The 21,431-nt window shown below is 70.8% G+C and carries 14 protein-coding genes and 1 pseudogene; 10 read left to right on the top strand and 5 right to left on the bottom strand.

What is annotated here, in order from left to right; all coding sequences use genetic code 11:
* The first annotated feature begins 194 nt into the window (after positions 1–194).
* Both WMF45_RS44455 and WMF45_RS44460 read left to right on the top strand, forming a co-directional pair.
* Positions 195–878, top strand: coding sequence for a DsbA family protein (locus WMF45_RS44455; RefSeq protein WP_437712776.1), 684 nt, complete (start codon positions 195–197; stop codon positions 876–878).
* 94 nt (positions 879–972) lie between these two features.
* Positions 973–2,052, top strand: a complete 1,080-nt coding sequence (locus tag WMF45_RS44460; RefSeq protein WP_437712778.1) for a hypothetical protein — start codon at positions 973–975, stop codon at positions 2,050–2,052.
* Positions 2,053–2,146: 94 nt separating this feature from the next.
* On the opposite strand, the gene WMF45_RS44465 is transcribed toward WMF45_RS44460, so the two are convergent.
* The gene (locus tag WMF45_RS44465; protein ID WP_437712779.1) at positions 2,147–3,097 is read right to left on the bottom strand and encodes a LysR family transcriptional regulator; all 951 of its coding nucleotides are present in this window, start codon (positions 3,095–3,097) and stop codon (positions 2,147–2,149) included.
* A gap of 288 nt (positions 3,098–3,385) precedes the next feature.
* Positions 3,386–4,816 (bottom strand): glycoside hydrolase family 6 protein, encoded by a 1,431-nt coding sequence (locus WMF45_RS44470; protein ID WP_437712781.1) that lies wholly within the window; start codon positions 4,814–4,816, stop codon positions 3,386–3,388.
* Positions 4,817–5,551: 735 nt separating this feature from the next.
* Between WMF45_RS44470 and WMF45_RS44475 the strand changes: the two genes are divergently transcribed.
* Positions 5,552–6,847, top strand: coding sequence for a metallophosphoesterase (locus tag WMF45_RS44475; protein ID WP_437712783.1), 1,296 nt, complete (start codon positions 5,552–5,554; stop codon positions 6,845–6,847).
* Between the two features lie 1,218 nt (positions 6,848–8,065).
* Here WMF45_RS44475 and WMF45_RS44480 read toward each other — a convergent pair.
* Both WMF45_RS44480 and WMF45_RS44485 read right to left on the bottom strand, forming a co-directional pair.
* Positions 8,066–9,352, bottom strand: a complete 1,287-nt coding sequence (locus tag WMF45_RS44480; protein WP_437712785.1) for an Hsp70 family protein — start codon at positions 9,350–9,352, stop codon at positions 8,066–8,068.
* 138 nt (positions 9,353–9,490) lie between these two features.
* Positions 9,491–11,095, bottom strand: coding sequence for a serine/threonine-protein kinase (locus WMF45_RS44485; RefSeq protein ID WP_437712786.1), 1,605 nt, complete (start codon positions 11,093–11,095; stop codon positions 9,491–9,493).
* Between the two features lie 586 nt (positions 11,096–11,681).
* Here WMF45_RS44485 and WMF45_RS44490 point away from each other — a divergent pair.
* Positions 11,682–13,604 (top strand): methionine--tRNA ligase, encoded by a 1,923-nt coding sequence (locus WMF45_RS44490; RefSeq protein ID WP_437712788.1) that lies wholly within the window; start codon positions 11,682–11,684, stop codon positions 13,602–13,604.
* A 210-nt stretch (positions 13,605–13,814) separates the two neighbouring features.
* Positions 13,815–14,003, top strand: a pseudogene (locus WMF45_RS44495) (hypothetical protein); the annotation flags it as partial.
* A gap of 62 nt (positions 14,004–14,065) precedes the next feature.
* On the opposite strand, the gene WMF45_RS44500 reads toward WMF45_RS44495, so the two are convergent.
* A complete protein-coding gene (locus WMF45_RS44500) occupies positions 14,066–15,166 on the bottom strand; it encodes an alpha/beta hydrolase family esterase (RefSeq protein ID WP_437712790.1) in 1,101 nt (366 codons plus the stop codon).
* A gap of 807 nt (positions 15,167–15,973) precedes the next feature.
* On the opposite strand from WMF45_RS44500, the gene WMF45_RS44505 reads away from it, so the two are divergent.
* From WMF45_RS44505 to WMF45_RS44525, 5 genes are all read left to right on the top strand, one after another.
* Positions 15,974–16,846, top strand: a complete 873-nt coding sequence (locus tag WMF45_RS44505; protein ID WP_437712792.1) for an MYXO-CTERM sorting domain-containing protein — start codon at positions 15,974–15,976, stop codon at positions 16,844–16,846.
* A gap of 456 nt (positions 16,847–17,302) precedes the next feature.
* Positions 17,303–18,577 (top strand): MFS transporter, encoded by a 1,275-nt coding sequence (locus WMF45_RS44510; RefSeq protein WP_437719643.1) that lies wholly within the window; start codon positions 17,303–17,305, stop codon positions 18,575–18,577.
* A 539-nt stretch (positions 18,578–19,116) separates the two neighbouring features.
* A complete protein-coding gene (locus WMF45_RS44515; protein ID WP_437712794.1) occupies positions 19,117–19,665 on the top strand; it encodes a TetR/AcrR family transcriptional regulator in 549 nt (182 codons plus the stop codon).
* A gap of 84 nt (positions 19,666–19,749) precedes the next feature.
* Positions 19,750–20,769, top strand: coding sequence for an NAD-dependent epimerase/dehydratase family protein (locus WMF45_RS44520; RefSeq protein ID WP_437712796.1), 1,020 nt, complete (start codon positions 19,750–19,752; stop codon positions 20,767–20,769).
* Between the two features lie 56 nt (positions 20,770–20,825).
* Complete coding sequence (locus WMF45_RS44525) at positions 20,826–21,428, top strand: hypothetical protein (RefSeq protein ID WP_437712798.1); 603 nt, start codon at positions 20,826–20,828, stop codon at positions 21,426–21,428.
* Positions 21,429–21,431: the final 3 nt, after the last annotated feature.

Raw genomic sequence — 21,431 nt, forward strand, 5'->3', positions numbered from 1 at the left:
CCGCGGGGCGCCCTGGAGAGGAGTCCTTCCTCGCCTGGAGGTCCTCACCCAGCACGGTTTACCGAGATCCTCGTGAAAGCATCTCTCACATGCAACCACATCGAGGTACGGTTCGTGCCGCATGCTCAAGAATGAATCCTGAGCTGTTCGAACGATACGCACTCGCTCATTCACGCAATTCACGCTCTGGCTCGGTGGCGCGGCGCGGCGCCCTGCTCGCCGCGCTCCTGCTCGGGATCTCGGCGTGCCACGACGCCGGCGAGACGCCGGTGCAGGAGCCCACCGGCGCGGTCACCGGCGGGATTGACCTGTATTCCGGCATTCCCCAGGACGGCATCGTCCTCGGGGATCCGAGCGCGCCGATCACGCTTGTCGAGTTCTCCGATCTGCGTTGCTCGCATTGCCGGGATTACGGGCTCGACATCTTGCCGGTGGTCCTCGAACGCCATGTGAGGACGAAGCAGGTGAAGCTCGTATTCCGGAATCTCGCGTTCCTCGGTCCGAGTTCCGTGCAGGCCGCGCGCATGGCTGCCGCGGTCGGGATGCAGGATCGGCTCTTTGATTTCGTCGACCGCTTCTTCCGGCTGCAGGCGCGCGAGCGCCCGGTGATCACGGACGAGCTCCTGCTGCGCGTCGCCGCCGAGGTGCCGGGCGTGGACGCAGAGCAGGCGATGGCGCAGCGCGACAGCGCGGAGGTCCTGCAGCAGCTCGAGGCCGCGCGGACCGAGGCGGCGGCTCTCCAGGTCCGGGGCGTGCCGGCGCTGTTCCTGATCCGGGAGGGGCAGGCGCCTTTCCGGCTCCGCCTTACCTCGATGTCGCCGGAGCCGATCTCCCGCGCGATAGAGCAGATCATGCTCGAGCCGCAGCCGCCCGGGTGAACCGCCGCGACCGCCGCAGCCGCCCGGGTGAACCGCCGCGACCGCTGCGTCGAGGGCCGGCGCCTCGCGCGCTTTTTGGTACGCTCGCGCGGGGATGACCGCATCGCCGCTCGTGTTCCCTCCCCGCCCCCCCTCGCTGCGCGGCCGTCGCCGCGAGCTCGCGACGCTCCTGGCGACGGTCCGCGCGTCGCGCCCGACCCGCGTCGCGCTCGTCGGCACCGGCGGCAGCGGCAAGTCGACGCTCGCGTGCGCGCTCGGGCACAAGCTCGCGCGCGAGCTCCCCGGCGGGATCCACTGGTTCCGGGTCGGCGCATGGGACGCGCGCACGCTGCGCGGCATGCTGTCGCTCCGCTTCGGGGCAGGGCCGTCGCCGTCGCTGCCTGCGCTGCGGAGCCGCCTGCGGGCGCTCGGGGAGATGCTCATCGTGCTCGACAACCACGAGCACGACCGCGCCGTCGCCGAGCTGCTCGACGACCTCCGCGACGAGGCGGTGACCTGGGTCATCACGGCGCGGCGCTGCCTCGTCGCCGGCGTCTCCATCTTTCCGGTCATCGCGCCGCTCGTGACCTCGGGGCGGAGCCCCTTCCCCGCGGTCGCCTCGCTGACCCGCCTGCTCCGCTGGAACCCGGTCTCCCTGGAGCTCGCCGACGCGATCGTCGGCAGCGGCGCGGCCGACGTCGCCGAGCTCCACCGGTGGCTCGTGGCGGGCGGCGTCGACCGCGTGCGGGCCATCGATCACGAGGACGACCTCCCCGAGGTCGGCCTGCTCGTCGCGTGGGCTTTCCGCGGGCTCTCGCCGCCGGCGCGGCGGATGCTCGCGGTGCTGGCGCACTCGAACGGCGACCACATCGACGAGGGCTCCCTCGCCGAGCTCGCGCGGGCCGGGCGGCGCGCCGGCGACGCGCTGGCCTCGCTGCGCCGCTTCCGGCTGGTGCAGGAGCCCTTCGCGGGCCGCTTCGCGCTGCACGCGACGGTGCGCCACGCCGTGCTGAAGCGCACGCAGATGGATCAGCGCCGCTTCTTCGAGCACTACATGGCGCTCCTCGAGCGCTCTCCGGAGCGGCTCGACCTCGAGCAGACCCACCTGTTCGCGGCCATGGACTTCGCGCACGACGCCGGGAGCGTCGCGGCCGCGCTCCGCGTGAACGACCTGCTGTCACGGCTCTCGCTCTGACACCCGCGCCGGCTCCGGGAGTCCGGTGCGAGCGCGAGCGTGATGGGTGATGGGCGCGCGCTCGCCGCTCCTCCCTGCTCGACCCCGCTCGACGTCAGGTCACCGCGGCGCGTCCGGGCCCCCCACCTTCCGGGCCCCCCACGTGCTGGCGGCAGAGATCGACGAGGCGCTTCAGCACCCACTGCCCCGCGGGCCCCTGCACGAGGCCCGGCCTGTGGACCACGGCGAGCGGCAGGACGTGCTCGTCGTCCCCCCACGCCGCCGGCCAGATCCGGACCAGGCGCCCGGCGTTGAGGTCGTCGCGGATCATGTGCTCTGGCAGGTTCCCCCAGCCGAGCCCCGCGCACAGGAGCTCTCGCTTGGTCTGGAGATCCACGACGCGCCAGGTCCGGGGGGACAGGACGGCCTGCTCCGGCGAGCGCCCTCCGCCGCGCTCGCTCAGCACGATCTGCACGTGCTCGCGCAGCTGCTCGGTCGCGACGCGCGCGCCGCGCGGATCTGCGGCGGCGAGCGGGTGTGTCTTGCCGACGACAGGCACCATGCGCACCGAGGTGAGGTGCTGGCGCTCGAGCCCCTGGGCCGTCGCCGCCGGCCCCACGACCCCGAGCTGGCATGTCCCGTCGAGGACGCGATCGGCGACGGCGCCCATGGTCTCGGTGTGGACGACGAGCTCCACGGTGGGGTAGACGCGCGCGAACTCGACGCAGAGATCGACGAGCGCGGACAGCGGAAAAATGGCGTCGACGCACAGCGAGACGAGCGGGTCGAGGCCGCCGGCGAGCCGCTGCGCCGCGCTGCTGAGCGCGTCCGCGTCGGCGCACACCCGCCGCGCGGCGCCGAGCAGGACGCGGCCGTGCTCCGTGAGCGCCGGGATCCTCGTCGACCGGTCCCAGAGGGCGATCCCGAGCTGGCTCTCCAGGTTGGCCATCGCGTGGCTCACGGCCGACTGGACGCGCCGGAGCTTCCTGGCCGCGGCCGAGAAGCTGCCCTCGTCGGCGACCGCGATGAACGTGCGCAGCTGTTCGAGCGTGATGGAGTCGTGCACCGCGCATCACCATGCCACGGTGCGGCGCGGCGCGGTTCGGTCGCAGGGTGCGTGCGTGCGTGCGTGTGCACCAGCGTCGCGGGCCCTCTGCGCTGCTGATGTCCCTGAAAACGGCGCGGCGGCCAGGACAGGCGAGGAGCGTCTTTCCAAGGGGTCTACCCTCCAGCGGGCCCGCGTCGTCCGCGGGAAGGTAGACCCCTTTTTCTCACGCTCCTCGCCTGCCCCGGCCGCCGGCCGCGCGCTCAGCCGAGCGCGCTCGTCACAGCTTGAAGCAGGCCGACCCGCCCGTCAAAGCGCCGGCTTCGCGTTCTTCACGCACTCGACGAAATACTCGTGGAACCACTGCCCCGCCTGCGGCGCGCGCGTGTCCGCGTTCTCCTTCCCGCAGAACAGGTCGTAGCGCGGCTGGCCCTCCTTGCCCACGCCGTCGGAGTCACCCGGCGGCTTGACCCACACGAAGGCGTCGAGGTTCGTCGCGCCGCCCGGGTTGGCCTTCGGCCGCTCGCCCATGCCGGCGCCCTTGTTGTTGCACCAGTAGCCCCAGTCCTTCCGGATGTTGCCGACGCCGTTGCGGCTCGTGTCGATGATGAAGTGCTTGTCGGCGAGGCCCTCGGCCGCGAGCGCCGAGGCCATGGCATTGACGTAGTCGAACTCGCCGAAGCAGGGATTGCTCTGCTGTTCGTAGCTCTCCGAAGTGTAGCTGAGCTGCGTGTAGTTCGCGACGTTGGTCGCGAAGCCGCGGACGCTGGCCGGGTTGCCGGCGGCCTTGATGACCTCGGCGAAGATCTTGGCGCCGTCCTTCTGGTTGTCAGGCCAGCCGAGCCAGCCCGAGTGCGCCGCATCGATGTACTGGTACACGTGCGGCATGTTGAGCTCCTTGAGCGCGTGCGCGACGTTGTCACGGTAGGACTGCGCCGTCGTCTCGTCGCATCGCTTCCCGCCCAGGTTCGTCGCGATGTTGGGGAGCGAGTCGGGCTCGATGACCGCGGCGATGCGCTGACCCGAGTGAGCAGCGAGGATCTGCTTGATCGGGGCGATGTACTCTTCTTTGTACCGCTGGGTGCCGTTCTGAGCGAGCTGGAGCTCGCCGTTCGACGCCTCGGCGAAGCAATCGCGGTTCGGAAGGTCGTAGATGACGATGAGCGCCGTGACCGGCTCGCAGGTCTCGTTCTGGCGCTTGAGCGCCGCGTCGAGGTAGGCCGGGAGCTCCTTGATCGCCTCGATCCGGTCGAGCCAGAACGCGGTCTGGATCTGCTTGACCTTCTCCATCTTCGCCTTCAGGGCCGTATCCGTGACCATCGCGATCGACGAGTCGACCTTCTTGACGTAACCGGGGTCCACGAACAGCTCCGCGCCCGCGAAGGGGTTGCCGTTCGGAGCCGCGATGTCGACCGGGGTGGTGCAGTTGCCGCCGCCCGAAGCCGCGCTGGTCGTCGGATCGACGGTGCCGGTGCTCGTCGTCGTCGGGTCGACGTTGCCGGTGCTCGTCGTCGTCGGGTCGACGTTGCCGGTGCTCGTCGTCGTCGGGTCGACGTTGCCGGTGCTCGTCGGGGTGCCCGCGCCCACGCCGCTGCCCGTCGGGGTGCCCGCGCCCACGCCGCTGCTGCCCCCGCCCGTCCCGCTGTTGTCACCGCCCCCGCCGTCCCCGCACGCCGTGAGCGCGAGGATGACCGCAACCGACGTTGCCAACCCCAGCTGATGCGTCTTCCTTCTCAGCATATTAAGCCTCTCATCACTTCAATGAAGAAACCAGGCCAATTCAACGCGTCAAATAGCGGGCCGAATTTAGACCAATGGCCTCTCTCGGGCAAGGACAAACGACGGCTATCCCACGCCAACGCGGCTGCGTCGTAGTACGCTATGTAGGTATTTTTCCACGAACGCTGGAACGATCGACACCTCTCGACGCGCGTCACGCGTGCGTGCGTCTTGCCCGACCCGCGCGCGGCCGCGATGAAGCTGCAGCGGTTCTGCAAGGGGAGAACGCACCGGCGGGGGGCGAGCGCGATCCGCTCAACGCAACGCGCAATCACCACGACTCCGCATCTGCGAGCGCGGCTGGGTCCGGATGTGACACGGCAGACGGATAGAAGGGTTTCAGTTCTATTTCCAAGGTTGTCAGCGGCGACAGACTCCGCTCCTCCGCGCGATGACACACACCAGGGCTGCTCGGAGCGCTGCGCCTGGCGTCATGCGAGGAGGCGACGCAGGGCGCCATGGAGCGTCCGATGTCGAGGGGCGAAGTGCGCCGGTCGCCGCGCGTGCGTGTGAGCCTTCTTCCCAGCCTTCTCAGCCGGACGCTCATGACGGGACAGCGCGGGAGATCGCGCTCGACGTCCGCGTGTCGCGGCGTCCGTCGCAGCGCGTCGCCGTCATCGGGCCGTCACGGGGCGCTCTCTGGCCGACCGCCGCCGATCGGTTAGGCTTCCGTCCCCCCTTTCGAGCAGAGCTTCCATGCGTTTCGCCGTCTTCTGGCTGGTCATCGTCCTCGTCCTCAGCGTCCAGGGCCTGTACGTGCATCGGCGCGCCTCCAGCCTGCTCGGCCTGGGTGTGCGCGCTCGCCGCGCGCTCGCGTACCTGCTGGCCGCCGGGATCGTCGGCATGACGGCCGCGCGGCTCGGCCGCGGCGCGTTGCCCGACGGGGTGCTCCGCGGGATGGGGATCGCCGGCAGCACGCTCTCGCTCGGCGTCCTGATCTCCGCGGTCCTGCTCGCCGTCGTGGACCTCGGTCGGTTGATCGCGCGGCTCGGGCGCGCCTTGCTCGGGCGCGCGACGGCGGCCGCGCTCGCGGACGGCGGGACGGCCCGCGCCGCCGGCTCCGCGCCCGGCCCCGCGGCGCGAGAGGCGCAGGAGGACGGCGGCCCCGCGGCCCTGCCGCTCCCGCCGCCGGTCGAGCGGCCGACGCTCGCCCGCCGCGACTTCCTCGCGACCGGGGCCGCTGGCTCCGCCTTCCTCATCGGCGGCGGCAGCGCTGTGTATGGCGCGCTGCTCGGGCGACACGACTACACAATCGAAGAGGTCGCCATCCCGATACCGGGCCTGCCGCGGAGCCTGGACGGGTTCGCCATCGTGCAGCTGTCCGACATCCACCTCGGGCTGTTCGTCGGCGAGCCGGAGATGCGCGCCGCCGAGGATCTCGTGCGCAAGGCCCGCGGCGATCTCGTCGTGATGACGGGTGATCTCGTCGATTTCGATCCGAGGTACGCCGAGCACCTCGGGCGCCTTACGCGGAGGCTCGGCCCGCTCGCCCGGCATGGCGTCGCGGCGATCCCGGGCAACCACGACCACTTCGCCGGCATCGACGCGGCGCTGGGCGCGCTCGAGCGCGGCGGCGCCCGGGTGCTGAGCAACCGCGGGTGCGTCGTGGGTGGGCCCGGCGGCGCCTTCGCGCTGCTCGGCGTCGACGATGTGTGGGCGCGAGGGCGGGTCCCCGGCGGCGGCCCGGACCTCGGCCGGGCGATCGCGGACGTGCCCCGCGATCTGCCGCGCGTGCTGCTCTGCCACAACCCCGTGTTCTTCCCGGACGCGGCCGGAGAGGTGGCCCTGCAGCTCAGCGGCCACACCCACGGAGGCCAGATCAACCTCCTCGTGCGGCCCGCCGATCTGGTGCTCCCCCACGGCTACGTCGCCGGGCTCTACCAGCGCGGCGGTTCGCATCTCTACATCAACCGCGGCTTCGGCACCGCCGGGCCGCCCGCCCGCGTCGGAGCGCCGCCCGAGGTGAGCCGCATCGTCCTCGTCGCAGCCTGACGTCACGCCCGACGCCCTCCCCGTCGAGCTCGCATGGCGCTGGTGAGCAGGCGGTCGAGCCCGGCGTCGATCTGCGGAGAGCCGCCGCGATCTCCCGGGCGCTCGAGGGTCTCCGCGAGTGGCATGTTCTCCGGTTCTTGATTCCCGTGCTGAGGGTGTTCACCCTCCGATGTGCGATGAGCGCAACACGTGCGGCCCGTACGACACGCGCGAACCGTGAGGCACGCGCGCCACGCGCGATGCGCGCGGCACATCGACACGCGCTGACCGCCCCGGGCCCCCGGCGGGCGCTCCTCCTCGGGATCGCGCTCGCGATCGGCGCCGGGGGGTGCGCGCGAGCGCCGCTCGCCGCGCCTCTCGGCCGTGTCGGCCGCAGCGATGCGCCCGCCGCTCCGCAGGAGCGCGCGCGCGGGTTGGAGAGCGCGCCTCAGCCTGCGCCGGAGCCTCCGCCGCCCGCGGACGAGCCCGAGCTCATCGCGCTGGAGGTCCCGGACTTCGGCCCCGCGGTGGTCGTGACGCCGCGAGGCAAGGGGCCGCGGCCCCTGCTCGTTGTCGCGCACGGCGCGGGCGATCGGCCCGAATGGCACTGCGACATCTGGCGCGGGATCGTGAGGGGGGCCGGCTTCGTGCTCTGCCCGCGCGGCAAGCCGATCGACGTCCGGGCGCCGGACGCCGGGCGGATCTTCTACTACCCGGACCATCACGCGCTGAGCCGCGAGGTCGCCGCGGCGGTCTCGGCGCTGTCGGCGCGCTTCGGGGATCGGGTGGACCTCCGCGACCCGATCTATGCGGGGTACTCGCAGGGGGCGATCATGGGCGCGCTGCTCCTTCCAGGGCATCCCGCCCGCTTCGCGCGGGCGGCGCTGATCGAGGGTGGATACGGCAGCTTCGACGAGTGGACGCCCGGCGCCGCCCGGCGCTTTCGCGGCGGCGGCGGGGCGCGGGTGCTGCTCGCGTGCGGGCGGGCCGACTGCGCGGCGCAGGCGCGCAAGACGCGGGAGGTGCTCGAGCGCGGCGGCGTCACGGCGCGCGTCGTCCACGCCGTGGGCGCCGGCCACAGCTACGGCGGCCTGATGGAACGCGCGCTCCACGAGGCGTACCCGTGGGTCGTCGAGGGCGATCCCCGCTGGCTCGACGGCGAGGCCGCGCCGTCCGCGGACGCTGCCGCGCCCCCCCGCGGACGCTGCCGCGCCGACCGGCGGGGCCGGCGCCCGCTCCTCAGGACGCGGCGGCGATGCTGCGCGCGCGCTCGGCCAGCCCCTGGACGACGGAGTGGAAGCTCCGCAGCTGCCTCACCTTGCCCTCGCCGAAGCGCCGCTCGATGCCGCGCCGGAGCGCCGGCACCCTCGCGGTCCCGCCCGTGCAGCACACGACGTCGATGCCCTCGAACGACAGGCCCGCGTCCGCCACCGTCCGGTCGAGCGCGCCGAGGACGGCGTCGATCGGCCGCTCGCTCCCGGCCTCGAACTCCTCCCGGGCGATGCGCTCGCGGATGTGCATCGACGGGTAATCGAAGCGGAACTCCGTGGCCGCCTCGCCGGACAGCGCGCACTTGCTGCGCTCGATCTCCTCGAAGAGCCGGAAGGCCAGCGAGTCCTCCACGAGGCAGAGCAGGTTGTCCATGCGCTGCCGATCCTCGGGCCCGAGGGACCACGCCTTCACGTCGCGGAGGAAGGTGAGGACATCGCGGTGCTGGAGCACCGTCATGTCGGCCGGTGAGCAGAGCTTCTCGGCGATGGATCGCGGCATGGTCAGCTGGTTCGAGCCGAGCGGGACGCGGTAGGTGACCTCCGCGCCGAAGTGGCGGGCGATCTTGTGGCGCATGAGGCTGCCGTCGAGCGCGTCCCCCGCGACCGAGACGCCGCCGAGCGACAGCACGTCGGACGGCGAGAACCCCTCCGGCCGCATCCGGACGATCGTATAATCGGACGTCCCGCCGCCGAAATCCGCGACGAGGACGACGGCCCCGCGATCGAGCTCCAGGTGGAAGTCGTGCGCGGCGGCGACCGGCTCGGGGCAGAACGAGACCTCGCGGAAGCCGGCGATGCGCGCCGCCCGCTCGAGGCGCTCCTCGGCGAGCCGATCGTCGGCCGGCTCGGCCGAGAACTTCGCCGGCCTGCCCAGCACGACGCGCGCGACGTCGGCGTCGAAGTGGCGGTTCGCCTGCTCGCGCATCTCCCGGAGGAAGCGGCCGATCAGGTCCTCGATGGTCACGACCCGGTGCCCGATCTGCGTGCCGGAGAAGCTGCGATCGGGGAGGTATTTCTTGATCGAGCGGATGAAGCGGCCCTGCATCCCGTTCGCGACGAAGTCGCTGATCGCCGCCGCGCCGCAGGAGAACCGCTCCTGCCCGAAGAACAGGAGGCTCCGGAGGACGGTCGGATCGGCCGCCGCGGCGTCGAGCGGGATGGGCGGGCAGGTCGCCTCCGCGCTGGCCGCCGAGAGCAGCGAGTTGGAGGTACCGAAATCGACGGCATACACCTCGGGCCTGAATCGTGCGGACATGATCTCGCCTCCTCGTTGGGTGCTTCGCGGGCACGCGGATCTGGCCGAGAGAGCCACCTATTTACAAGCTATCGAATGCATGAGAGAATGGTGACGGGCTCGCGGGATGAGCAAAATTTGCGAACCCCGCCCCCGCCGCTATGACACGCGGGTCACGCGCCGGAGCGCCACCGTGAGCGTGATGAGCGCGATCAGGGTCGGCACGGCGATCACGCCGACGTCCACCCAGCCGAGCCACTCGGCCGGGTCGAGGCCCAGGGCGGGGATCGGCAGCGCGAACGCGTTGTAGGCGGCGGCGCCGAGCGCGAGGACGCCGCACGAGATGAACAGCCACACGAGCGCGCCCCGGAGGCCGTTGCCGAGGCGCTCCATGGCCGGCGCGCTCCGCCAGCGGCCGACGAGCACCCTTAGGATGGCGACGAAGGCGATGAAGGCCAGCGCTCCCGCGGCGCCGGCGGCGAGGAGGACCTCGCTCTGGCTGAGCGCCCGCCGCTCGGTGATGCCGTAGACCCTGCGGAGGACCATCGCGACGCTTGTGAAGACGGCCGCGCCCGCGGCGAGGCTCACGGCGATCGACAGCAGCGACGCGACGGGGCGAGCGCGCCGCGCCTTGCGCGTCACGTCGTCCGCGCTCTGGCCCTGGGCGTTCGGGATGACGACCGTGGCCCGCTCGTCGTTCGGGGCGCCTTCGGTCACGGCGACGCCCACGCCGAGCGCGCGGGAAGGCGCGAGCGGATCCTGCAGATCGAAGTCCGCGAGCAGGCGATCGAGCTCCTGGGCGGACGGCGGCCGGTCCTCGCGCGCCCGGGCCATGGCGCGCTGGATCAGCGCCTCGAGCCCCTCGGGGATGGTCTTGTCGATGTCGCGCGGGCGCCGGGGGTCCTCGGTGAGCAGGCGGAGCATGGTCCGCGTCGGCTCCTCCTCGGGGAAGGGCCGCTCGCCGGTCAGCATGCGGTACAGCACGGCGCCGACCGCGTAGATGTCCGCGCGCGAGTCGACGTCGGCCGAGCCGCGCGCCTGCTCCGGCGCCATGTACTGGGGCGTGCCGACCACCGAGCCGGTGCGCGTGAGGTCGGCGCCGTCGAGCACCTTGGCGACCCCGAAATCGAGGATCTTCACGTGGACGCTGCCCCCTTCGCGCCGGACGAGGAACAGGTTCGACGGCTTGAGGTCGCGGTGGACGACGCCGGTCGCGTGGGCCGCGGCCAGGCCGCGGCAGACCTGGCGCGAGATCGTGATGGCGGTGGGGAGCGGCAGCTTGCCGACCTGGTCGAGGAAGGCGCCGAGGTCCTCGCCCTTGAGCAGCTCGGTCACCATGCACGGGCGCCCGTCCTTGAGGCGGACGATGTCGACGACGTCGATCACGTGCTCGTTGCCGACGCGCGCGATCGTCTGCGCCTCGCGCTCGAAGCGCGCCATCGCCTCCCTGTGGCTGGCGAAGTGCTCGTGCGGCACCTTGACGGCGAAGCGCTTCGGCAGGCGGATGTGCTCGGCGACGTAGACGCGGCCCATGCCGCCCGCGCCGATCACGCCGGTGATGCAGAAGCTCCCCGCGAGCAGCTCGCCGACCATCGGGTCGGTCGCGGTCACGCCCTGGAGCTCCAGGGCCGTCGCGTCGATGGGGCAGACGAGGAAGTCGAGCGGGTACCGGACGCCGCACACGGGACAGCGTCGGGTGGGCCTCTCCGGGGGCACCTGCTGCCGTGCCTGCTCCGGGGCGGCTTGCCTGGCTAGGTCGGCCATCGGCGGCGAGTCTAATCGAGAAGCGGGTTCCGGGCGCGACGGATCGGCCCCGCCGGAGCTGACGCAGCCCGCGAGGCCCCCGGCTGCCGCGCGGCGGCTCGGCGGCGTCCGCGGCGCGTTCCGGTGTCACGCGGGCATCGGCTGGAGGCCCACCTGGCCGGGCCTCGTGGCGTCGATGCCCACCCGTGGGGCGCTGTCGCCTTCGCTGGCTGCGCCGATGGGCGGGTGGTCCCGGACCAGCGAGCGACAGCGGAGCTCCGTGCCCACACGACACGCGCCGTGATCTGCGCGTGATCCGAGCGGGCCTGTTCGCCGTGAAGGTGGAAGTCCTCAATTCGGCATTCTTGGAGAAATATTGAACAGGGAGGCGGGGAGACGGGGAGATTGATGGGATGATGGGATTTTATTCCCCTTCTCCCCGCCTCCCCGTGAATTCTCTCGGACTATTCGAGGGGATGCGGCCACCTCGGAGCTCAGGCAGGGCCCGAGCCCTCTGCGGGCACGGCTTCACGGCTCATGATGCGACGAAGGAAGCTTGAGGCGCGAGCGTTGTGCTGATGGGCCCGCTGGGTTATAGCGAGCTTCGATGGCATCTTATCACGGCGCCCCGACCGACGTCGCCTCGGTCCTTCGCCAGGTTCGCAGGCCCAGGCGGGCCGTCGTCACCGCAGGCATGCCCTACGCCAACGGGATGTTGCACCTTGGGCACCTCGCGGGGGCGCACGTCCCTGCGGACATCCACGCGCGGTGGCTCGGCCTGGTGATCGGCCGCGAGAACGTCCTCTTCGTCTGCGGCACCGATGATCACGGCTCCGCCAGCCAGATCGCGGCGCGGCAGGCCGGGGTTCCGGTACGCGAGTTCATCGACGGCATCCACGAGAAGCAGCACGCGAGCCTCCGGCGGTATGACATCGATCTCGACGTCTACTCGGGGACCTCGCGGCCGGAGTGCTTCCCGATTCAGCAGGAGCTCGCGCACCGCTTCCTCCGGCGCCTGCACGACAACGGCCTGCTGGAGAAGCGCACGAGCAGCCAGTGGTTCGATCCGGAGCTCCAGTGCTTCCTCCCCGACCGCTTCGTGCGCGGGCGCTGCCCCAACCCGAAGTGCGACAACGGAGATGCGTACAGCGACGAGTGCGATCGCTGCGGTCACCAGCACTCGCCCTCGGAGCTCGGCAGTCCGCGCAGCGCGCTCAGCAACGCCACGCCGGTGATGCGCGACACCGCGCACTGGTGGCTCGACATGTGGGCCGTGTCCGAGACGCTCCGGGGCTGGATCCAGGGCAAGCAGGGGGCGTGGCGCCCGGCGGTGCTCGCGGACGTGCTGAACACCGTGATGCCTTCGCTCCGCTTCGAGGCCGAGCTCGCCCCGGCGTACAAGGAGATCAAGGCGTCGCTGCCGAAGCACAAGGCGAAGTTCACGCAGGATCGCAAGGTCCTGCTGCAGCTCGGCAGCAAGCCGGAGATGGAGGAGGCGCGCGCCGCCCTGGCGCTCCATGGCGTCCCCAGCGAGCCCGTCGAGGACTGGGCTCACCGCGCGATCACCCGCGACGTCGCCTGGGGGCTCTCCTTGCCGGTGGATCTCGATCCGGAGCTCTGCGGCAAGACGCTCTATGTCTGGCCCGACTCGCTGATAGCGCCCATCGCCTTCTCGCAGGTCGCGCTCGCCCGGAGGGGCGTCGATCCGGCGCGGTACGTGGACTTCTGGTGCGATCCGGAGGCCAGGATCTACCAGTTCCTCGGCCAGGACAACGTCTTCTTCTACGTGCTCATGCAGGGCGCGATGTGGCTCGGTACGCAGCCCGATCCGCGCCGGCTGCCGGCGCCCGGCGAGCTGCAGCTCACCGACGTCCTCGGGTGCTTCCACCTGCTCGTCGGGGGCGACAAGATGAGCAAGTCGCGCGGAAACTTCTTCACCGCCGATCAGCTCCTCGACGAGAAGGGGTATTCAGCGGACCAGATCCGTTATTACCTGGCGCTGCTCGGCCTCGCGGAGAAGCCGTCGAACTTCGATTTCGCCAAGCTCGACGAGCGCAACCGGTTCCTCGCCGGGCCGCTCAACGCGGCGTTCGAGCGGCCCATCTCGGCGGCGCACTCGAAGTTCGACGGGCGCGTGCCCCACGGCGCGCTGCTCGACAAGGTCGCCTCGGACACCCTGCGCATCGTCCAGCGGTATGTGCGCGCGATGGATCGCGCCGACTACCCGACGCTGCTCTTCGAGATCGAGAACTACGCGCGCGTCATCAACAGCCTCTTCGCGCAGTTCAAGCCCCACGACGATCGGCACCCGGAGGAGGGCCGCCGCGACGCCCTCTTCTCCTCGTTCTACGTGCTCAAGAACCTGATGATCATGCTCTACCCGTTCGTCCCGACCACGATGGATCGGCTGCGGGAGTCGCTCCGGCTCCCGCCGGAGGTCTTCCGCCTCGAGGAGCTCGGCACCCCCATCCCCGCCGGGCACGCCATCGGCCCCAAGCAGGTCTACTTCCCGCCGGTGCCGGGGGAATAGCTCCGCGTGTCAGAAATCCCGCCAGAAAAAACGGCCGATAATGTCCACAAGGGCAGTGCCGTCAGCGAAGGCGCGCTTGAGCGAGAGCCGCACACCATGCCGTCCTGCTGCGGCTCGACGCGCTCCTTTGCGATCGGGGGTCGCAGCACATAACGCAGCAGCGCCTCCCTCGCCGCGGCATGGTGCGCACCGGCGCGCGTCTCGGCCGGCGCCGGGAACGACGCGCTGGTGGGCGACGGTGGGGACGACTTGCTCAACGGCGACGCGGGCAGCGACACCTTCTTGAGAGCGGGGTGGACGATGCCTACGACTCCGGGAGCATCCCGACTCACCAACGGCGCCGACGGCGACGTGTGCCTCGTAGAGGCCGCCGGCTCCGCCGCCAACTGCGAGCTTTGACGGCGTCGCCCGGCGACCGCCTCCCCATCGTCGTTGCGCCCGACGCAGTCCTCGACTCGAAATCAGAATTGCGTGATGAATTTCCACGCCTCGGGGGCGTTCCAGCTCGTCGATTGCCCGGGGTCCTTCGGCTCCCAGCCGTGCGGGCCGTCGAACACGCAGTACTTGGTGGGGTGACCTGCGGAGCAGCCCTTGTACTCGGTACACGTGTGGGGCTGGCCAGCTGCCGGGAAGGTGGTCGCCGACGGCTCCTCCATGCAGCCGTTGACCTTCGCGAATTCGGCTTGTTTGACGCGACCGCTGGTCGGCTGGGGGGGGCCGCTGCTGTCACCGCTGGCTTGCGACGCGTAGTAGGCGATCGGCTTGGTCAACGTCGCCGTGCAAGAGCCCGTGAGATCTGCCCCCGAAAAGAAGGCGACGCCTCGGAACACGTCCGCGCGGGTGCAGGCGAGAGCCAACGACATCGCTCCCCCGAAGCTGAAGCCGGTGGCGAAGATCCGAGTTTTGTCGATGCAGAGATCTCCCTCGAGCTCCTCCAGGATCGCGTCCGTCAGCTCCACGTCCGACTTGCTCCAGGAGCCGGCGCCGTTCGCGGCGTCCGGCGCGACGAAGATGGTGGTAGCGCCAGCGTCGAGCGTCGCCATCGTGAAGTAGTTCCGGTTCGCCACCGACATGGCGGAGGAGCCGGACTCCGCGAAGGCGAACACGAGCCGATATGGCTTGTCCTTGTCGTAATCGCTCGGCACGCGAAGGATGTACTTGCGAGAGGCGCCGCCGAACGAGATGTCGATCGTGCCGTTTTGCAGAGTCTTCGCTTTGCCGCAGCCGGCGCTCTTGACCGCGTCCGTCCCGGTCGCGCCGCCTGCGCTGCCGCCGCTGCCGCCCGCGCCGCCCGCGCCGCCGCTGGCACCGCCGGAATCGGAGCCACCCGACGCGTCGCCGGCGCCGCCTGCGGCCGCTCCGCCCGCGCCCGCGGAGCCGGGCTGGCCACCGCCCGGGGTGCTGCCCGTGCTCGCGGCGTTACCACCGGCGCCCGCCTGCGCTTGGCCGCCCGCGCCTGCGACCCCCGATTCTTCCGACGGAGGGGTGCTGTCCGACGAACAAGCGACACCCGAGAGTGAGAACAGGGCGAGGACGAGGGAGGAGCAACGGGCGCTTGTCATCGGTAACTCCGCGCGCGCGAAGGGCGCGACTGGGACTGGACCCTAGCTGATGGCCTCCCGACCAGCCATGGATTGAGGCGTGCCGGTTCAGTTGTGAAGCAACAGCTCAAAAATTGGCGCGTCACCATACCGGCCGCGACCGTATCGTTCCGCGCGTAGGTAAAAGAAGCCGGAGCGCGTAGGTAAAAGAAGCCGGAACCCTCGACGCGCCCGGTCCCCGCCCAATCATCGAAGCCGAGGAACTTGATGTGGGAATTCTCGATCTCATCCGCGGTCGCGGTTCTGGGGTACCCGGCCATGTTCGATCGCCCGAGTGAGGAAGACGTGAAACACGGGCTCGGCCGGGCCTCCGCCGCTGCTCCTGCCTCAGCATGACGACCTGGTCCTGGACAGCGCCGAAGCAGCGCCTCGGAGACAAATGTGAACGTTCACAAATCGATTGTCAATTCGAAACGACCGCCGGCGACCGCCCTCGCGCTCCGAGGGCAGACAGGTCTCTTCCCGGAGCGCCGCGTCGAGAAGGACGGGCATCGGGCCGCGGTCACGCAGGCGCTGTAGCGCCGCCACACCGGCGCGCGGCGGCGCGACCTCGAGCTGGCGATGCGGTCGCCACGCGCCGCGCCGCGCGCCAGCCGCCGATGCGCCGCTCGGCTTCGAGCTCGTCGATGGGGCCGGCGATGATTGCGGTAAGGCGCCCGCCCCTCTAGCCGCAATGCCAGTCAGTCAAGGCGGCCTCTGGTGGCCAGCGCCCGCGCAAGTACGCGAAATTACTGGGCGCCACCGGTCCGGGTTGCTCGGTGCCAGCCCGTGACGATCACGGTCGACGGTCAGGCATGCGACGCGACGGAGGCGAACGGCTACCTCACGGTAGGTCGCACCTGGAAGCCCGGAGACAAGGTGGAGCTCACGCTGCCAATGGAGGTGAAGGTGTCGAGGCTCCCCGACAACCCCAACGCGGTGGCGTTCGTCTACGGACCGGTCGTCTTGAGCGCCGGCCTCGGGGCGGAGAGGATGCTGTCGGAGCCCCAGTGGGCATCCGAGAAGGCTACCATTCCCGCTGGTGTCGTCATCAAAGACACCATCGGCATCAACAACGGCATCACGATCAACGAGTGGATCGCCGACATCGAGAACAACTTGGTTCAAACCCCGGGCAAGGCGGAATTCACGCTGCGGAACACAGATTCCAATAGCACGTTGACGTTCACTCCGCACTATCAGCGGTACGCAGACAGGTACGGCATCTACTTCCGTCTCACGGGGACGGCGGGCGAAAACATCCCGGACGCCGGCGAATGCTCGCCCCCTCCTGGAGCTGGCACGCTGTGCGATAGCGTCTCGTCTTCGGATAGCGTCGGATCGGCTGGCAGCGGTTCGACGGCCAGCAGCTCGACCGGCAGCGGCTCGACCGGCAGCGGCTCGACCGGCAGCGGCTCGACCGGCAGCGGCTCGGCCGGCAGCGGTGCGACTGGCGGCGCGTCCGAGGGCAGCTCCGGTGGATCGGGGGGCGCGGATGGGGGCACCACGGACCAGGCCAGTTCGGGTTGTTCCTGCAGTGTCGGTCGTGGTTCGTCGGAACGCTGGCACTTCGCCGCGCTGCTCGGCCTTGGCCTAGTCGCGTGGCGCCGGGGGAGACGTCGTGAGGCGCCGCAGGGGTCGCGGAGCTTTGGTGCGCGATAAGCCTCCACATCTCTGGCTTCAGCTGAAGGCCACCAGCCGACTCTCTTCGCAGCGCTCGCACCGGAGCCGCGCGAACCCGCGGCAGAGCAGCCCGCAGTCGAGGTAGGCTTCGAGCCCCTTCTTCGCGTGGTTGGGTATCCGGACGGCGATGGCGCCGTCGTCGCTCGCCAGGCGCCGTTCCCGCGGGGCTTGGCACGGGCGAGAGCTCTATCGTTGCCTATCCGCTTAGATGGCTGTTCCGCAGGAGTAGCCGCTCCGCGGAGCGGCGACACGGCGACCCACAGCCAAGCGCATGTCAACCATCGCATGCAGCGTGGCTGTACGATTGGACGGCCGCTACGAGAGGAGCTTGACTTTCGGATCGAGTTTGGATTTCTTGGCCTATCGAGAAGATTGGAGGATGGCATGCAGCACGCAGGGGGCGCGGCCCCGGACATGGGCCCCGCGGCCCCGGACATGGGCGTCGCGACCCCGGACATCGGCGCCGCGACCCTGAAGCGGATCACCCGTGGCCTGATGCCGCTCTTCTGCCTGATGTACCTGATCGCGTACATCGACCGGCAGAACGTCTCCTATGCCAAGCTGGAGATGGTGGGCGCCCTGGGCCTCACCGAAGCCGCATACGGCCTCGGCGCCTCGCTGTTCTTCCTCGGCTACTTCCTGTTCGAGGCGCCGGCCAACCTGATCCTCGTCCGCGTCGGCGCCGGGGTCTGGTTCAGCCGGATCATGGGCACCTGGGGCCTCGTCACCATCGCGCTGGGGTTCACCCAGAGCCCGGCCATGTTCTTCGTCCTGCGCTTCCTGCTGGGCGTGACGGAGGCCGGCTTCTTCCCGGGCGTGCTCTACGTCCTGACCCTCTGGTACCCGCATGCGCACCGCGCCCGCATGATCGGCGCCTTCATGATGGCCAGCGCCGTGGCCAACGCGGTGGGCTCGGTCATCGGCGGCGCGCTGCTCGATCTCAACGGCCTCCTGGGACTGGCTGGCTGGCAGTGGGTGTTCGTGGCCACCGGCGCTCCCGCCGTCCTGCTCGCGCCCTACGTCCTCTGGCGCCTGCCGAGCCACCCCGAGCAGGCCCGCTTCCTCACCCCCGACCAGAAGGCCTGGCTCGCCAGGACCCTCGCCGCGGAGCCCCGCCAACAGGCGGAAGGCTCCCCCTGGCGGGCCTTGCTGGACATACGAGTGATGGCGCTCGCCGGCCTGTATGTCGGCTTGCCGCTCGGCGCTTACGGCCTCAGCTACTGGCTGCCCACCCTCGTGAAGGGCTTCGGCGCCTCGAACATCCAGAACGGCTTCATCAACGTCATCCCCTGGGTCTTCGTCGCCTTGGCGCTCTGGTGGGTGCCGCGCCATGCCGCCCGCAACGGCGTCAGCGCCTGGCACATCTCCGGCCCCATGCTGCTGGGCGCCGTCACCCTGGTGCTGAGCGTGGTCGTGCCGGGCGCAGCGCCCAAGTTCGCCCTGCTGTGCGTCGCCGCCGCCGCCATCTTCGCCGGCCAGCCGGTGTTCTGGAGCGTGCCCCAGAAGCTCCTCGCGGGCCCGCACGCCGCCGCTGGCATCGCCGCCATCAACTCGGTGGGCAACCTCGGCGGCTTCGTGGCCCAGAACGTGGTGCCGCGCATCTACGACGCGACCGGCAGCCAGCTCGCCCCCATGCTGTTTCTGGCCGGCTGCCTGCTCATCGCCGGCGTCAGCATCCGGCTGCTCGTCCCCCGGCTGGCAGGCTGGTAGGGCGCCGGCGGATCAGGCCTGGCGGCCGCAGGCCGCCGCCAGCATCCGCAACTTCTACCCAGCGTCCGCAAGGCCAGCGAGCGAATGTCGCGTGGCAGTGCAGTGGGCTCCGTCCGCGTGGCGGAGACGGCCCCGTGCTCGTGCCGTCGGAGCTCGCTGGATCGAAGTCCGGGTTCTCGGGGCTGCACGCGACAGGCAGACACAGCGTGTCTCATCAGGAAAAGCTCTTCATGATGAGCATTGTACACCGAGGCACTGCGCCCCTGCAGAGGGAAGTCCTCGCGCCGCAGCGGAGGCGACGGGAACGTACCGCCGCGTCAACTGAAAGTTCACCGTCCGCGACGCCGAGCGAATCTTCGGGTCCGGCATCGCGGCCAAGTAGGTCGCCCTCATCGCCCAGGGTCAATCCACGTAAACGCCGTCGCATAGCGCACATCGACGGCCGAGAGCGTCGCCCGCGCGGTCTCGTTCAGCGCGCCGTCTGGCTGCCTCCGGGTCGCGAGGAGCTGGCAGAGGCTAGCTGTGCTAGCCTGACGGCGATGGCCGACGTGAAGGATAAGTTGCTCGCCGTAGCGTACCGGGTACTCGAGAGCGAAGGCCCAGCAGCGCTCACGACGCGGCGGGTGTGCGAGGAGGCCGGCGTGACCATGCCGACCCTCTACCACCACTTCGGCAGCCGGGACGGGCTCGTGGCTGCGGTCCACGCCGTCGCGCTCGAGAAGTTCATGGCGAAGAAACGGGCGCTCACGCCGACAGACGACCCCGTCGCGGATCTCCGCACGGGCTGCGAGCACGTGCTCGAATTCGTGCAGGCCCACCCCTCCGTCACGGCCGCGTTGATGGCGCGCGGCATCGAGCAGCCGTCGATATTCGAGCCGAGCTACGCCCTGATGCGGCACCGCCTGGAGCGTTGCGCCAGGGCGGGCGCCCTGCGCGTGCCGGTCGAGCGCGCTGCCGAGCACGTCTGGGCCGTCGTCCAGGGCCTCGCGCTGAGCATCGTCGCCAGCCCTTCCGGCGCACCGCCGAGCCGCGCCGCCTCGGCGGGGGCGCTCGACGCGGTGTTCCAAGCGATCGCCGACCAATTGTAGCGACGCTATAGACAATCTGTGTAGCGATGCTATAGATGATCCTGGAGGGCGCGCCGGAGCGGGCCCGAACAGGAGAGATCCGTCATGGCAGAGACCGTGTTCGTCACCGGAGGCAGCGGCTTCGTGGGCCGCGCCATCGTCCGTGCGCTCATCGCGCGCGAGTACCGCGTCCGTGCCCTCGCGCGGAGCGCCGCCAGCGCTGCCAAGCTCGCCGCTCTCGGCGCCGAGCCCGTCCGCGGCGACCTCCACGACGCCGCCGCGCTCACCGAGGGCTGCACGGGCGCCGCGGTCGTGGTGCACGCGGCCGCGTCCCTCACCTCGGCCCTGCGCTGGGGCGAGCACGCCCGCACCAACGTCGAGGGCACCGGCGGCTTGCTCGCAGCGGCGCGCGCGGCCGGCGTCCGCCGCTTCATCTACCTCGGGGCTGCGTCGGTTGTCATCGAGGGCTCTCGGCCGAGCGAAGGGGACGAGGACGCTCTCCCGCCCAGGGTCGACCGCTCCTTGCCGTACAGCGCGACGAAAGCGCTCGCCGAGGCGATGGTGCTCGAGGCAGACAGCCCCGCGATGCGCACCGTGAGCCTCCGCCCACCGATGATCTGGGGCCCGGACGCGCCGACCCTCGACATCATCGCGGAGGCCTTCCGCGCCGGGCGCTTCGCCTACGTCGGCGGGGGCAAACACCTCTACAGCGTCGCCCACGTCGACAATGTCGCCGAAGCGGTGAGCTGCGCAGTGCGCAGTGACGTCGGCGGGCGCGCGTATTTCGTGACCGACGACGAGGTCACGCCAATGCGCACCTTCTTGACGGAGCTCATGGCGACGCGCGGCGTGGACGCGAAGGCCTGGCCCGTACCCCTCCCCCTGGCGGTGCTGTTCGGGTGGCTCCTTACCAACCTCTTCGGGTGGTTCGCGCCGCGACGGCGCCCACCGCTCACCCTCGAGGACGTGCGGCTCCTCGGGCAAACGCTTCACCTCTCGTCTGCTCGGGCGAAGAAGGAGATTGGCTACCGCGCCGTGCGGAGCCGCGCGGAAGGCCTCGCCGCGCTCCGGGCCCATGGCAGCGCCGTTCGGCGGAGCGGCGAGAGCGCCGCGCTCGCGCATTGAGGCCGCGATGCTCGGCAAGCGCCTGCGCGCGGCTGCGGGCGGCTGCGGGCGCTCGGTTGCCCTGCATTGCGCGCTGCGGCCCCGCGACAGCGCTCCGGCGCTCGCTCGCCGGCGCCGCGCTGGCAGGCGCGCTCGCCTGGGGCTCCCCCGCCCGCGCCGCGGAGACGCAGAGCCTCGCCGAGGCGGGGATACGCCCCGACCTCGTCTGGGCCGCGTCGCAGCTCATTCCGAGCCCCACCTGGCACCTCTACGCCGACGACACGCGCTTCGGCCTGCGCTGGCAGCTCACCCCCCTGCTCTACTCCTTCGGCAGAAATCGGAGGCTGTCCCCCTGGCGCAGCCTCCTCGCCGAGCCGCTCGCGCGGCATGCCGGAGCGCTCGAGATCCATGTCACGCCCGAATACCTCTTCTCCGGCGCCGGCATCGAAGATCACGTGCAGCTGACGGGCGGTGTGCGCGCCTACTTCCCCCTGCTCCACCGCGGAGAGTACCTCTCCTGCTCGCTCGGCGGCTCCGCCTTCACGCTCGGCGGCGAGGTCGCGGCGGCGTACGAGGCCGGCCTCTACACGCTCTTCGGTGTCATCGGCGTGCAGGTCGCCTACTCTCCGACGCGCGCGCTGCGCGGGACCACGTTGACGCTCAACCTCAGGTACTTCTGACCC

This window comes from Sorangium sp. So ce448, assembly GCF_051520915.1.
In the GTDB taxonomy this organism is placed as follows: Bacteria; Myxococcota_A; Polyangia; order Polyangiales; family Polyangiaceae; genus Sorangium; species Sorangium cellulosum_B.